The 13,344-nt window shown below is 57.4% G+C and carries 15 protein-coding genes and 2 tRNA genes; 4 read left to right on the forward strand and 13 right to left on the reverse strand.

What is annotated here, in order from left to right:
* Window positions 1-47: 47 nt before the first annotated feature.
* Both PVA48_RS11270 and PVA48_RS11275 read right to left on the reverse strand, forming a co-directional pair.
* A tRNA-His gene (locus PVA48_RS11270) sits at window positions 48-122 on the reverse strand.
* Between the two features lie 171 nt (window positions 123-293).
* The gene (locus PVA48_RS11275; RefSeq protein ID WP_022397041.1) at window positions 294-542 is read right to left on the reverse strand and encodes a hypothetical protein; all 249 of its coding nucleotides are present in this window, start codon (window positions 540-542) and stop codon (window positions 294-296) included.
* A gap of 220 nt (window positions 543-762) precedes the next feature.
* Between PVA48_RS11275 and PVA48_RS11280 the strand changes: the two genes are divergently transcribed.
* Window positions 763-1,527: a hypothetical protein gene (locus PVA48_RS11280; RefSeq protein WP_022397042.1), complete on the forward strand. Its 765-nt coding sequence runs from the start codon at window positions 763-765 to the stop codon at window positions 1,525-1,527.
* Between the two features lie 37 nt (window positions 1,528-1,564).
* Here PVA48_RS11280 and dapF read toward each other — a convergent pair whose 3' ends face one another.
* From dapF to PVA48_RS11325, 9 genes are all read right to left on the reverse strand, one after another.
* Window positions 1,565-2,164 (reverse strand): diaminopimelate epimerase, encoded by a 600-nt coding sequence (gene dapF / locus PVA48_RS11285; protein WP_423232524.1) that lies wholly within the window; start codon window positions 2,162-2,164, stop codon window positions 1,565-1,567.
* Window positions 2,062-2,388, reverse strand: a complete 327-nt coding sequence (locus PVA48_RS11290; protein ID WP_423231748.1) for a hypothetical protein — start codon at window positions 2,386-2,388, stop codon at window positions 2,062-2,064. Before PVA48_RS11290 ends, dapF begins: the two co-directional genes overlap by 103 nt.
* A 59-nt stretch (window positions 2,389-2,447) precedes the next feature.
* The gene (gene priA, locus PVA48_RS11295) at window positions 2,448-3,623 is read right to left on the reverse strand and encodes a replication restart helicase PriA (protein WP_423231749.1); all 1,176 of its coding nucleotides are present in this window, start codon (window positions 3,621-3,623) and stop codon (window positions 2,448-2,450) included.
* Entirely contained in the window at window positions 3,542-4,663 is a 1,122-nt protein-coding gene (locus PVA48_RS11300) for a DEAD/DEAH box helicase (RefSeq protein ID WP_423231750.1), read from the reverse strand. The genes priA and PVA48_RS11300 overlap by 82 nt, the downstream gene beginning before the upstream one ends.
* A gap of 26 nt (window positions 4,664-4,689) precedes the next feature.
* Complete coding sequence (gene prmC, locus PVA48_RS11305) at window positions 4,690-5,604, reverse strand: peptide chain release factor N(5)-glutamine methyltransferase (protein WP_022397045.1); 915 nt, start codon at window positions 5,602-5,604, stop codon at window positions 4,690-4,692.
* A gap of 15 nt (window positions 5,605-5,619) precedes the next feature.
* Window positions 5,620-6,696: a peptide chain release factor 1 gene (prfA, locus tag PVA48_RS11310; RefSeq protein WP_102728013.1), complete on the reverse strand. Its 1,077-nt coding sequence runs from the start codon at window positions 6,694-6,696 to the stop codon at window positions 5,620-5,622.
* A 239-nt stretch (window positions 6,697-6,935) separates the two neighbouring features.
* Window positions 6,936-7,011 (reverse strand) — tRNA-Glu (locus PVA48_RS11315).
* Window positions 7,012-7,099: 88 nt separating this feature from the next.
* Window positions 7,100-7,408, reverse strand: coding sequence for an alanine:cation symporter family protein (locus tag PVA48_RS11320; RefSeq protein ID WP_423231751.1), 309 nt, complete (start codon window positions 7,406-7,408; stop codon window positions 7,100-7,102).
* Between the two features lie 8 nt (window positions 7,409-7,416).
* A complete protein-coding gene (locus tag PVA48_RS11325; protein WP_423231752.1) occupies window positions 7,417-8,508 on the reverse strand; it encodes an alanine/glycine:cation symporter family protein in 1,092 nt (363 codons plus the stop codon).
* Between the two features lie 377 nt (window positions 8,509-8,885).
* On the opposite strand from PVA48_RS11325, the gene PVA48_RS11330 reads away from it, so the two are divergent.
* Window positions 8,886-9,296, forward strand: coding sequence for a GNAT family N-acetyltransferase (locus tag PVA48_RS11330; RefSeq protein WP_102728015.1), 411 nt, complete (start codon window positions 8,886-8,888; stop codon window positions 9,294-9,296).
* 130 nt (window positions 9,297-9,426) lie between these two features.
* Here PVA48_RS11330 and glsA read toward each other — a convergent pair whose 3' ends face one another.
* Window positions 9,427-10,368, reverse strand: coding sequence for a glutaminase A (gene glsA / locus PVA48_RS11335; RefSeq protein WP_022397049.1), 942 nt, complete (start codon window positions 10,366-10,368; stop codon window positions 9,427-9,429).
* Window positions 10,361-11,929, reverse strand: coding sequence for a putative glutamine/gamma-aminobutyrate antiporter GadC (gadC, locus tag PVA48_RS11340; RefSeq protein ID WP_257228589.1), 1,569 nt, complete (start codon window positions 11,927-11,929; stop codon window positions 10,361-10,363). Before gadC ends, glsA begins: the two co-directional genes overlap by 8 nt.
* 639 nt (window positions 11,930-12,568) lie before the next feature.
* Here gadC and PVA48_RS11345 point away from each other — a divergent pair.
* Together PVA48_RS11345 and PVA48_RS11350 are read left to right on the forward strand one after the other, a co-directional pair.
* A complete protein-coding gene (locus PVA48_RS11345; protein WP_102749433.1) occupies window positions 12,569-13,006 on the forward strand; it encodes a hypothetical protein in 438 nt (145 codons plus the stop codon).
* Window positions 12,925-13,197, forward strand: coding sequence for a phage capsid protein (locus PVA48_RS11350; protein WP_423232525.1), 273 nt, complete (start codon window positions 12,925-12,927; stop codon window positions 13,195-13,197). The genes PVA48_RS11345 and PVA48_RS11350 overlap by 82 nt, the downstream gene beginning before the upstream one ends.
* Window positions 13,198-13,344: the final 147 nt, after the last annotated feature.

Here is a 13,344-nt window from a genome sequence, read left to right on the forward strand (position 1 = left end):
TAGTAAAAAGAGCACCATAAGTGCTCTTTTTCATGAAGGAAAGGGGATGGGGTGTCGGACGGGGCTCGAACCCGCAACAACCAGAATCACAATCTGGGGCTCTACCATTGAACTACCGACACCATTTAATGTTGTGGTGCGGCAGACATTACCCGTCCTCTTCCGTTTTGGCAAGAAGAAAATAAGTTTGATGAGTTTTTTAGACGGAATATTTTCTCAAAAATAAAATAAGGGACGGGTAAAGCAATTATTTGTTTCCCATTTGGAAAGTTACGGGGTGTTTGCGTGGTCTTCTATTGAATCCTCCTGGATTTGATGTAGACTTTTTTATTGTGGGAATTGATGTAATACACACCGCCTTTCGGGCCAACCCGGTAGGTTCTGTTTTCCCGTGCCTGGAGGGCGCGGGGGGAGGTGTGTTTTCCGGGCACCATTCCGGCACACAGGGGCGTGTATTCCGGAAGGAGCGGCTTGCGGCTGCATTGGGGCAGAGAGAGGAGAAGAGGAAGGATGGCCGCCGGGAGGAAAAGAGAGTGCTTCATCAGAGCGTTATTATCTTTTCCAGAAGGTTGTTTTGTCAAGTTGGAGAGTCGTGCTGAACGGTTTTTTATGAGAAGAATATGATTTTTTCTGCATTATTTGAAAACGAATGTTTGAATTTATTTTATTTCCAATTATTGTTGCCACAGTCACAGATGCCTTTGAGTCGTTAACCAGCCAGTTGTCCCTATCCAAGCCATGAATTTCTTTCCTCACATTCCCATGTTGTCCACTGTGTTCAGCAGTATCGGCTGCTATTTACTGCCTTTTGGCGTCGTTTTGCTGTGGCTTCTGTATGAATCAAGAAAAGTAAAGGCCATCCTCCTTGCCGGGCTGGTGATTCTGAGCATGGTGTGCATGTTTTTTCATGAGGCATGTGCTCCCAGCAGGGAATATCCGTGGGACTGCATGGTGGAGCACATATTTACAGGAACGCTTCTCCCGTTCCTCTGTCTGCTGGGATATATTCTGTACGTGTTTCTTTGCGCCTGCATCCCGGTGTACAGGAAGGTGTGGAAGGGCATCGGCTTTTTTGCCCTTGGAGTAATGAGCCTGGCTTTTGAGTACGTGAATGTTTCCTTTCCGGTGATGCTGCTGGCGGGTTATTTGTTCCGTTTCTTCCTCTTCCGGAAGTTCCGGAACCACATCCCCTTTGTCAGGAAGTGCCACGGAGTGCTTGCGATAGGAGTGGTGCCCGGAATTTGCCTGATCAGCGTTGTCAGCGCCATTTTGTTTCCCCCGCCGGAGAGTTTTATTTGTGAGAAGATCAATGAGGAAATGGCGCGTGACATGGCCCTGTGGAATTACCAGAGCAACCTGGTTCTGCTGTCCAGCCGTTTTCTGAATGTGGAACGCAAGAAGGACTGCATTACCGTAAAGTATTATTGCGAGACGAATATGGGCCCTGCCGTGTACAAGGCATTCTGCAACAATTACGGCGGTTATGTAAAGGCAGAGTGTTCCCTGCTGAACAGGCATGCTCCCTGATGACGGAGGACAACGGCGTTTTTCCGCGAGGAGCCGGTCAGAGTTCTATGTCTCCGGTAAAGACGAGGTCCGCCGGTCCGGTCAGCGTCACGCTGGTAAAGCGGTCTCCCGTGCGCTGGAAGCCTACTTTGAGCGTGTCCCCTCCCGCTACGTCCACTTGAATGGGTGAAGGGGCATCCGTCAATACGGCGTGCAGCAGCGCGCTGGCGGTCATGCCCGTTCCGCAGGCAAGCGTTTCATCCTCCACGCCGCGTTCATAAGTACGTATGGCGATGTGCCCCGGAGACAGGATCCTGGCGAAGTTGGCGTTGGTGCCTTTTGGAGAGAATGCGCTATGGTAACGCAGGTAGGCGCCCAGACGGGGAACGTCCAGGCCGTCCAGCTTGTCCAGAAACGCTACGGCGTGCGGAACGCCTGTATTCAGGAAGTGGACGTCCGCCCCCACCGCCGGGTCCGCATTCAGCACAAAGAGCTGCAGGGAGTGGGGATCCGTCAGGTTCACGGTGACATTCCCGTCCTTTTCAAAGGTGGCGGTCACGATGCCGGCCATCGTTTCAAAGGGGAGGGGAGCGGATTTGTCGTGATGAAGCAGGGCCGCGGCGAAGTTGCCGAAGCAGCGGGCTCCGTTGCCGCACATTTCCGCTTCTCCGCCGTCGGCATTGTAATAGCGCATGCGCACGGTTCCCCCTTGCCCCGGGACGGTTCCACGGCAATCAGGCCGTCCGCCCCGATGCCGAAGCGGCGGTCGCACAGGGCTTCAATGGTCTCCTTGTCCAGCACGGAGGAAAGTTCCAGGTCACGGTTGTCCACCATGACAAAGTCATTTCCGGCGCCCGTCATCTTGTAGAAATGAAGCAGCATAATAGTAAGTTGTGTTGTGCCGGAATTTTAATGCGGCCGTCCGGATTTGGCAAGGCGGCTTACATGAATGACATGGCGTCCACGTCGATCACGGCGGTCAGGTCGTCCCCCAGCCCGGCTTCCTGCACCAGCTTCCGCAGGGTGCGGGAGAGGATGCGGGCGGACGGCCCCTTGACCGTGATCTGGAATCTGAACTGGCCGTGTGCGCGGGGAATGGGCGCCGGCATGGGGTCCGTCATCGTGGCTGGAGGGGGCAGCATGCCGCGGAGGCGCGCCGCGAGCGTGCGCGTGGCGAATTCCGCCATGTTTTCATGCTGGGAGCGTATGGTCAGCACGGCGATGTGGGTGAAAGGCGGCAGGTCGAAGGAGCGGCGCATTTCCAGCTCCTGCGCCGCAAAGCCGTCCGTATCGTGATGGCGGGCGTACTGCAGGGAAGGGGACTGGGGGGTAAAGGTCTGGATGATGACCTCCCCGGAAAGGTCGCCGCGGCCGGCGCGGCCCGCCACCTGCGTCAGAAGCTGGAAGGTGCGCTCTCCCGCGCGGGGATCCGGGATATGGAGACCCAGGTCCGCGTTCAGCACGCCCACCAGCGTCACGTTGGGAAAGTCCAGCCCCTTGGCAATCATCTGGGTGCCAAGGAGAATATCTATCTTATGGGCGCGGAACTGGTTCAGAATGGTTCTGACGGCGTTTTTGCGCCGGGCCACGTCCGCATCCACGCGCGTGATGCGCGCCGCAGGAAAGGTGCGCCGCAGGATTTCCTCCACCTTCTGGGTACCGTACCCCTGGAGCATGATATTGGCGGACCTGCACTCCGGACAGGTGCGGGGCGGCAGGGCCTTGAACCCGCACAGGTGGCACATGAGGCGGTCCTCCGTACGGTGGTAGGTCAGGGGCAGGGAGCAGTGCAGGCACGTCACCACGTGGCCGCAGTCCGGACACTGGATGGAGCGTGCGAATCCGCGCCTGTTGAGCAGAAGGATGACCTGTTCCCCCTTGTCCAGCCGCCGGTCGATGGACATTCTGAGCCGCTCGGAGATGACGTTGGGGCCGGATTTGTTTCTGCCCTCCGTCTTCATGTCCAGAATGCGGATGAGGGGGAGCTGCTGGCCGTCCGCCCTTTCCGTCAGCTTCACCAGGGAATATTTTCCGGTCAGGGCGTTATGGATGCTTTCCAGGGAAGGGGTGGCGGAGCCCAGGACCACGGCGCAGTCTTCCAGATGGGCGCGCAGCACGGCCAGGTCCCGCCCGTGGTAGCGGGGGAGCTTTCCTGCTTGTAGGACGCGTCATGCTCCTCATCCACAATCACCAGCCCCAGGTTCTGAAGAGGGGCGAAGACGGCGGAACGGGGGCCGATGACGATGCGTGCTTTTCCGGAACGGATGGCGTGCCATTCGTCAAAGCGTTCTCCGTCCGATAGGAGGCTGTGCAGCACCGCCACGGAAGAGGGCAGTTCCGCAAAACGGGATTTGAAGCGCTGGACGGTCTGGGGCGTCAGGGAGATTTCCGGTACCATGATCAGGGCGGATTTTCCGGATTTCACCATTTGGGAGACGGCCTGAAGGTAAACCTCCGTTTTGCCGGAGCCGGTGACTCCTTGCAGGAGCACCGGTTTTTTGTGCTCCGCCGTGCACATGGCCGTGATTTCTTCCAGCGCCTTCTGCTGCTGGTCGTTCAGCTTCATGGGCTGGCTGGGGACGAACTGCTCTCCGGTGCTGGGGTCGCGGTGCACGGATTCCTCCTTCAGGGAGATGAAGCCCTTGGCCGCCAGGCTGCGGGCGATGTTCAGAGCCCCCGTGCCGAATGCGGCCAGAGGCGCTTCCATCTGTTCCGCAGATGAAAAATAATCCAGCATTTGGGCCTGCCGGGGCGCTTTGCGGTACAGGGCATCCAGCTCCTCACGGGACGGACGTTTTTCCAGATGCACCATTTTCCGCATTTTTTCCGCCGTGTTTTCCTGACGGACGGTTTCCGGGAGCAGGCAGCGGATCATTTGGTCCAGCGCTACGGAATAATAGTCCGCCGCCCAGGAAGCCAGATTCATCATGACCGGAGAAATCAAGGGTTCCGGGTCGATCAGTTTCAGAATGGGCTTGAGCCTGTCCTTCCAGGCAGGGTCCGGCTCGGACAGCGTAAGAACAGTGCCGGTGGCCGTCCTGTTGCGCAGGGGAACCTGCACGCGGCAGCCCGGCCTGACGTCCCCCGCTTCCGGCGGAATGCCGTAGTCCAGCACCAGATCGCTTTGTCCGTCAACCAGAATGCGCGCCGCCTGCATGGAGTGAAAGGGGGAAGGAATAATTGTTAATGATAACCGAAGGGGAAGCGGGCTACGCCGCTCATGTCTTTCAGCACTTCAATGTAATTATAGCCGTAGCCGTCCATAATCTGCGTCACGGCTGCCGCCTGGTCATGTCCGATTTCCAGGGCTACGAAGCCGTTTTCATTCAGGTAGTCCCGGGCGCGGGCCAGAAAGCGTTCAATGATTTCCCAGCCTTCCGGGCCTCCGAACAGGGCCGTATGGGGATCTTTCATGACTTCCGGGGCAAGCTCCTCTCCATCCGCAATGTAGGGCAGGTTGGCCACGATGACGTCAAAGCGCATTTCCCGTCCGGCATCCTTCTCTTCCTCCTCAGGCACGGAAGCGGAAGAATCCGCTCCTTCCTGGCGCAGGACCGGTTTTTCCAGGGGGATGTTTTCAAACAGGTCCGTCTGGACGGTGGAGACCCTGGCTCCCAGCCGCATGGCGTTTTCCAGCGCCAGGTCCAGAGCCTGCGGGGAAATGTCCGCCAGAACGACTTCCTTCGCGCGCTCCTTGAGTTCCAGAGCCAGCGTGACGCCGATGATGCCGGAACCGGTACCCATGTCCAGCACGCGTACCGGACGGTCCGGGATTTTCTTTAACACCATTTCCACCAGTTCTTCCGTTTCCGGGCGGGGAATCAGGGCGCGCGCGTCCGTCAGGAAATCCCTCCGGAAAAATTCCGTGAACCCCAGCAGGTGCTGCAGCGGTTCTCCCGCCGCCCTTCGTTTCAGCAACTCGCGGAGGGGAGCCAGTTCCGCTTCTTCAACAGGCCTGTCAAACCGGGAGTAAAGAGCCGTGCGGTTGCAGTGCAGAACATGGGCCATCAGGTGCTGCATGGTGGCGCGCGCCTCGTCACAGCCCTGGCGCGCCAGGTAGTCCGTGCCGGACTGAAGAACTTCCAGTAGGGTTTTCATGAAAGGAAAAGGGGGTTAGGACATGCCGGCTTCCGCCAGGCGTTCCTGCATTTCCGCATGCTGGAGAGCCATGATCAGGTCTTCCATCTGCCCCATCAGGATGCCGTCCAGATTGTGGGACGTATAGCCGATGCGGTGGTCCGTCAGGCGGTTTTGCGGGAAATTGTACGTCCGGATTTTTTCTTCACGGCCGCCGGAGCCAATGAGGTTGCGGCGTGCGGCGGAATATTTTTCCGCCTCTTCCCGCTTCTTGGCTTCAAAGAGCTTGGCGCGCAGAATCTTCATGCCTTTTTCACGGTTCTTCATCTGGCTGCGCTCTTCCTCGCAGCGGACATAGACGCCCGTAGGGATGTGCCAGATCTGCACGGCGGATTCCGTCTTGTTCACGTGCTGGCCGCCGGCGCCGCCGGAACGGCACACTTCAATGCGGAGGTCCTCCGGGCGGATTTCTATGTCCACTTCCTCCGCTTCCGGCATGACGGCCACGGTGGCGGTAGAGGTGTGGATGCGTCCCTGCGTTTCCGTGGCGGGCACGCGCTGCACGCGGTGCACGCCCCCTTCATACTTCAGGAAGCGGAACACTTCTTCCCCGGCAATGCGGCAGACGACTTCCTTGAAGCCGCCCACGTCCGACGGGCTGCTTTCCAGATGCTCAAAGCGCCAGCCGCGTTCTTCCGCAAAACGCTGGTACATCCGCAGCAGGTCTCCGGCAAACAGGGATGCTTCATCCCCGCCCGTTCCGGCGCGGATTTCAATAATGGCGTCCCGGTCTTCCGTCGTGTCGCGGGGAAGCAGGCTGTACTGCACGTCGCTGCGCAGTTTTTCCAGCGCGGCTTCCAGTTCGGGAATCTCCATGGCGGCCAGTTCCGCCAGCTCCGGGTCATCCGTCTTCGCCAGCTCCTGATTGTCCGCCAATTGCTGTTCCGTGGCATTCAGGGAATCCCACGTTTCCATCAGTTCCTTCAGGCGGCGGTGCTCCCTCATGGTTTCCGAGGCCCGCTTCTGGTCATTGAAAAAATCCGGTTCGGCAATGACCGTTTCCAATTCTTCCAGGCGCTGGCGGCGTTTTTCAATGAGAGGTGTGTAATCCATGGCGTTTGCGTGTAAGAAATTCTAAAAGATAACAGGGCTTTCTGAAAGCCAAATCCGGGGGATGTAAGACATGTTCCGGAATTTGAAAAGGAGGGGGATACCGCTTCCTGCTGTCCTGTCCGCGCTTTCCTGATTCCGGAGGAACCGGACCAAAAGAAAACCGCAGCCATTACGTCTTTCCAATATGCCTTCCCTGGTAAGGAGGGGCGGAAGCATCGTAACTGCTGCGGCGGTAAAGCTGGCATCGCGTACGGGACTCGAACCCGTGTTGCCCGCGTGAAAGGCGGGAGTCCTAGACCGCTAGACGAACGCGACTTTTAGGTTTGCAGGGACTGCGCGGCGAAGTAAATACTACCGGAGGCCGAAAGGCAAGAATTATTTGAATCTGAGTTTAAAAAAATCGTTATCTGCCTTCCGGAATGTGGGAATCGTCATAATCGTCCAGCCTGTGCTGCCAGAGGTAGTACCGCGTTTGCTGGACAAGCACGCCGGAAAGGGCCAGCAGTGAAATGAGGTTGGGAAGGGCCATCAGGCCGTTGGCGCAATCCGCAAACACCCATACCAGGTCTATCTTGGAAACGCAGCCGGTAAAGACCGCCGCCACCCAGATGACGCGGTAAGGCGTGATCAGCCGGATGCCCCCCAGGTACTCCAGGGCTTTTTCCCCAAAGTAGGACCAGCCCAGGATGGTGGAGACTACAAAAGTGACCAAACTGACCGTCAGGAGGGGGAGCCCACATAAGGAATTTTACTGAATGCCAGCGTAGTGAGCCGGGGGCCGTCACTGGACGAAATATCCGGGTGGGCGAGGATGCTGGTAGTCAGCACAATGCCCGTGAGTGCGCAGATGACCACGGTATCCCAGAACGGTCCGCTGGAAGAGATGAGCGCCTGCCGTACGGGGTTGCGGTTCTGTGCGGCGGCGGAGGCGATGGCGGCGGAGCCCAGCCCGGCTTCATTGGAAAAAAGGCCGCGGGCTACGCCGGTCCTCATGGCCGTCATGACGGCCGCTCCCACCACGCCCCCTGCGGCGGCTTCCCCCGTGAAGGCGCAGTCCAGAATGTACCGGATGGCCGGAAGGACGTAGTCCGCCTGAACGGCCAGAATATACAGGCACCCCAGAATGTAGATGACGGCCATGAACGGCACGAAGAAGGCGCATACCCTGGCAATGCTCCGGATGCCCCCCAGCATGACCATGGCCGTGAGGACAGTCAGCACGATGGCCGTTCCCCATGAGGGAATGGAGAATGCGTGATGGAGCTGTTCCGCCGCGGCGTTCCCCTGCGTCAGGTTGCCGATGCCGAAGGCGGCAATGGCCGTGAAGACGGCGAAGGCCACGCCCATCCATTTGCATTTCATGCCGCGTTCCAGTACGAACATGGGACCGCCGCTCATGTTGCCGTCCTTGTTTTCCACCCGGTACTTGATGGCAAGCAGACCTTCCGAATACCGCGTGGCCATGCCCAGTACGCCTGTGAGCCAGCACCAGAAGATGGCTCCGGGCCCCCCTGCGGCAATCGCCACGCCTACGCCGATGATGTTCCCCGCGCCGATGTTGGCGGCCAGGGCCACCATCAGGGAGCTGAACGGGGAGATGTCCCCTTTGTCCGTATGGTCCTTCACAAAGTACAGTTTAAGAGCCTTCAGCAGGTAGCGCTGAGGAAAGCGCAGGATGATGGTGAGGTACAGGTGAGTGCCAAGCAGCATGATGAGCAGTGGCCATCCCCACAGGAAACTGCTGAAGGCGGACAGCCAGGTTGTGAGCGCGTCCCCGGTCTGGAAAAAGGCGTTTTGCAGGGCTTCAAGCATACCGGAAAGACTCTAAGGAAAAATGCTGTGGTGGCAAGTCCTTAAAACACGGGAAGGGCACGGAAAAACAACTTCTGCGGTTCCGGCGCAGGAAAGCCTTTTACAAGGGCGCGTTGGCTTAATCTTCCATGGAGAACGGCCGGGGCTGGCCCGGAAGCCAACTTCCATGTGATCAATGTGGAGGAGTGCCTCAAGCCCCTCCGGCTCTCCTCATGCTGTTTAATGAAGAATGAAGGAAGGGATGATAGTTGCTTGTCTCCGGGGTCTGCGGTCTTTATCATAAGGACTATGACGGGAGCGGCAGATGACGTTGCCCCATTGCCCGGCATGCGGGTGTCACGCTGCATTCCGGCCATCATCTTGAACCAAGGGGAAAAATGATTGTTTTTACGGAAGAAAAGAAGTTTACCAGGGAAAAAGTGCAGGAGCTGTTCCTGTCCGTTGGATGGATTTCCGGCCAGTATCCGGCCCGGCTGTACAAGGCCCTGATGAATTCGTCCACGGTATTTACCGCGTGGGATGGCGACCGGCTGGTCGGGCTGGTGCGGTTGCTGGACGACGGCGAGCTGGTAGCCTACATGCACTATGTCCTGGTGCATCCCGACTATCACGGCAGGGGAATTGCGGGAAAAATGATGGAAATGGTCAAGGAGAAGTACAAGGACTACCTGTACATTGAAATCATGCCGGAGGAGAGCAGGAACGCCGCCTTTTATGAAAAGCATGGCTTCCATGCCATGGAAGACGGCGTATCCATGCAGCGGTGCAATTTTTCAAACAGGACTTAACGCCCGCGGCTGGACAGTCAATTTCCGGCAAGCGCGGAAGGCGGCGCGTTATTTCGTGTGGCCGGGATACAGTAAACCCGCGGGTATCCTTTCGGATCTTGGCTCCGCGGGTTTACCTTCTCATCCCGGATTAGCTCCGGAAAAGGTTCAGATTCAATTCCTTGATAATGGATTGAAGAGCTGCTTGGCCCTTGACGGTGTTTCCGGCGGGGTCCAGGGGCGGGGAGAAGGCCGCCATGGCCATCTTGCCGGGGACCACGGCCACCAGGCCGCCGCCCACGCCGGACTTGGCCGGAACGCCTGCCTTGTACATCCAGTCCCCTGTGGAATCATAGAGGCCGGACATGCACATTTCCGCGAGGATGGGAGAAACGTTCTCATCCTTCACCACCCGCTTTTTGCTGACGGGGTTGACGCCCCCGTTGGCATAGCAGGCGCCCATCAGCGCCAGCTGGGAGGTGGTGATGTTCAGAGAGCACATGCGGGTGTACAGGTCCACGATCATGGGCGGCGTATTGTAAAAATAGCCGTAGCTGTCCAACAGCCACGCGATGCCGCGGTTGTGCTGGTTGGTGGCGCTTTCCGACTTGTAAATCTCCTGGTTCACGGTCAGGGCCGTATTGGCGAAGTTGTTGAAATTATGGATCATGTTCGCCCATATTTCATCGGAGTCCGAACCGTTGACCAGGCTGACTGTCGCCATGGCCCCTGCGTTGACCAGGGGGTTGAGGGGCTTGCCGCCGTGCAGCTCAATCGCCATCACGGAGTTGAAGGGCTCCCCGGTGGGGTCTGCCCCGATCTTCGTGCGCAGCTCCTTCATTCCGATCAGATCCATGACGTAGGCCAGGTTGAAGGCCTTGGAGATGGATTCAATGGCAAAGGGCGTGTCCGCGGAGCCTGCGGTCAGGATATCTCCGTTGACAGTGACTACGGCAATCGCCAGCAAGTCTGAGGGGACTTGCGCCAGAGCGGGGATGTAGGAGGCGTTTTTGCCTCCCTGGACCGTTTTGGCGTAGGCGTACGCGTTGTCCACAGCCGTCTGGATTTGTTCATTGGAAGGGACGTTACTCATGGGATATGGTATGGATTGGGGTTACTGTAGAATGGGTTCCATTGGTTTTTTCCCATCCGAAGGGTTCGAAGGCGTCTTCAGGATCCACAGGCCGCTTCCAGGAGGGCTTGGCCATGACATGGATGATGAAAGGAATGCCGGCGAAGATGAAGGTGCCTATCACCAGAAGCATAATGTACATCGTATTGCTGCCGACGGTAATTTGGTTCGGCGGAATGAAGCTCACCAGGAAGGCCGCCAGGCTGGCCAGGAAGCCGAGGCCGCCTACAATCCACATGCCGAGGGTCTTGCCTCCGGGAATGCGGAAAGTGCGGGGCGTATTCGGTTCCCGGTAGCGCAGATAAATGCCGGAGGCGAACATCAGCATGTACATGATGAGGTACAGGATGATGGTAAGCTGGGAAATAATCTGGTAGGCGGACTGCACGGAAGGCATGATCACGAACATGATGGAAAGCAGGGTGACGATGCAGCCCTGAATGAGCAGGATGCCCATCTGGACGTTGTTCTTGTTCCGCTTCTGCATGACGGGCGGCAGGTTGCCAGCCAAGCCTACCTGGTACAAGCCTTTGGAAGGACCTCCCACCCACGCTGTTACCTGGGCCAGAACGCCTACGGCCAGCGCAAGCGCCAGAATCCAGTTCATCCAGCCGAGGCCGAAGAAGCTGAAGTAACTGTCATAAGAAATCAGCAGGCTCTGCACCAGGTTGATCTGGGAGTTCGGAATGATGAAGCCGATGGCCAGCGTGCCCAGAACGAAAATGAGTACCGTAATGATGGCGGAAATCAGAATGGCCAGCGGATAGTTGCGGCCGGGATCATTCACGTCCTTCACATGCACGGCGGACATTTCCATCCCTGCATAGAACAAGAAGATGCTGGCGGCCAGAACGAGGTTGTTGAAATTGCTCATATCCGGTATCAGCTTGTCCCAGCTCATGTCCAGCAGAATCGGGTTGCCTCCGGCCCAATAGCTCAGGCCCAGCAGAATCAGGATGGCGCCCGGAATGATGGTTCCGATGATGGTGCCCCATTTGGTGACGCCTGCGGAAGTTTTCATGCCGCGCAGGTTGAGCAGGGTAGCCGCCCAGTACACGCACAGCACCACGATGAGCACATACCACTTGTTGGCGGCAAGAGCTTCATCCCATCGCTGTCCGGGTCCCATGAAAGCCAGGGAGACGGCGGCGAAGGTTAGCACGGTCGGAAACCAGATGGTGCTTTCAATCCATTGCAGCCAGATAGCCAGGAACCCCCATTTTTTGCCGAAGGCTTCGCCTACCCAACGGTAAACGCCGCCTTTCTGCGGCCATCCGGTGGTGAGTTCCGCGGCTACCAGGGAGACGGGCACCAGGAAAAAGACCGCTGCAAAAATATAGTAAAAAACGGAACTGAGTCCGTACGTGCTTTCCGCCGGCATGCCGCGCAAGCTGACAATGGCGGAAACGTTAATCATGGCGAGCGTAAATACCCCCATGCGAAGGACGGATTTTACCGCCGGAGCGTTATTGGTTGTAGCGGGACCTGTTGGAGAGGTCCCTGATTGAGTCGTATTATTCATTGGTTTATTCCGGGTTGAGAATTGGGACGGCGTATAGAAGTGCCGACACCGACCTTATCTGAACGACCAGAAAAAGAGCTCTTTCGTTGAAGAGATGGTGCAGATAGGGGTGCCGGAGTCTGTCTTAACAGCGGTTACCGCTTTCCGGATGGAATGGGAAAGGCCGTCCGCTTTCATGCTGGCGCTTTTTTGAGCGGCAAAGCAGGAGCATACGGGCAGAACGCCCGGAATGGCTCTCCGGCTGCGGGGTATTATCTGCCAGGAATGAAAATGAACGCTGCTAATGCCACTTAAGGGGATTCCATTGTCTCAACCCAGTTTTCTGTTTCCCGGGGGACGGCTCCGTGTAGAAAAACGGGTAAGAACGGAAAATGGATGGGTATGGTCCAATTTTTCCTTTCTGGCGGAATTCCGGAGGGGGGCTTCGGCTTGTAATGATCATCGCCCCTTTGACGGGGTTCCACTCGTAGGAATAAACCTTGACGGGAGCTCCCTGCGGGACGGCTTCTCCGCGAACATTCCTGGAAACCTGGGAGACTCCGTATTGGGAGATGGTGAGGTTGTTGGAGGAACGGCTGAAACTCAGCATGCCGTCCCTGGAACTGGTGATGCTGTTGATATTCCCCTGGCTGTTTGGAAATGGATACGCTGGACCTGCGGGCCGCGGAATTGATGGGCGAGCAGCGCAACGCCCTCTCCCGCATGCACGACGAGGTGATTCTGGGCATGACGGAGGACACGGACAACACCTATCGCATCCGCACCCAGGAGGAAGGCATTTGCGGCGGAAGTTTTGGAATCAATTATACGGGGGATGACGGTTCCACGGTGGAGGCCATCGACACGTCGGAAAACTCCTTCCAGGTGATCCCGGTGGATTTTGTCGCCAAAGGCACCAGGACAGTTGCAGGTATGATCTCGACAAGATTGCCGAACTTAAGTGCCGTTACCAGATCATCAACGCCTGGCGCGCCGGAAAGGGGGACGACATTGTGGTGGCTATTTCCCCCAAGCAGCACATGGATATGGTGCTCATGGAACAAACACAAAACAGGAACTACGGCTTTTCCTCCCTGACTAATGGGGAAGTCAACGAGTTTTTGAAGGTGAAATTTTTGGTGACCAACATGCTGCCCATTGATGAGCAGGGTAACCGGCTCTGTTGCGCGTGGCTGCGCTCGCGCGTCAAGTTCGGGTGTGGCGGGACGCGCAGTTCCGCGTGGAGGCCCGTTCCGAATACGTGGACGTGCGCGAACAGATCACCGTGAAAGCTGGCCCTGGGTGCCACGCGCCTGGACAACAAGACCGTCTTCCTGATGCCCTGCAAAGAGGCATAGGTATAAATGTGCGATAGCATAACGTGTCCGGATGTTTGTCTGTAAAGTAAAAATCATCAATTATTCAGACAATACAAA

The organism is Akkermansia sp. JRP_AM1, from assembly GCF_049262625.1.
GTDB classification, from domain to species: Bacteria; Verrucomicrobiota; Verrucomicrobiia; order Verrucomicrobiales; family Akkermansiaceae; genus Akkermansia; species Akkermansia massiliensis.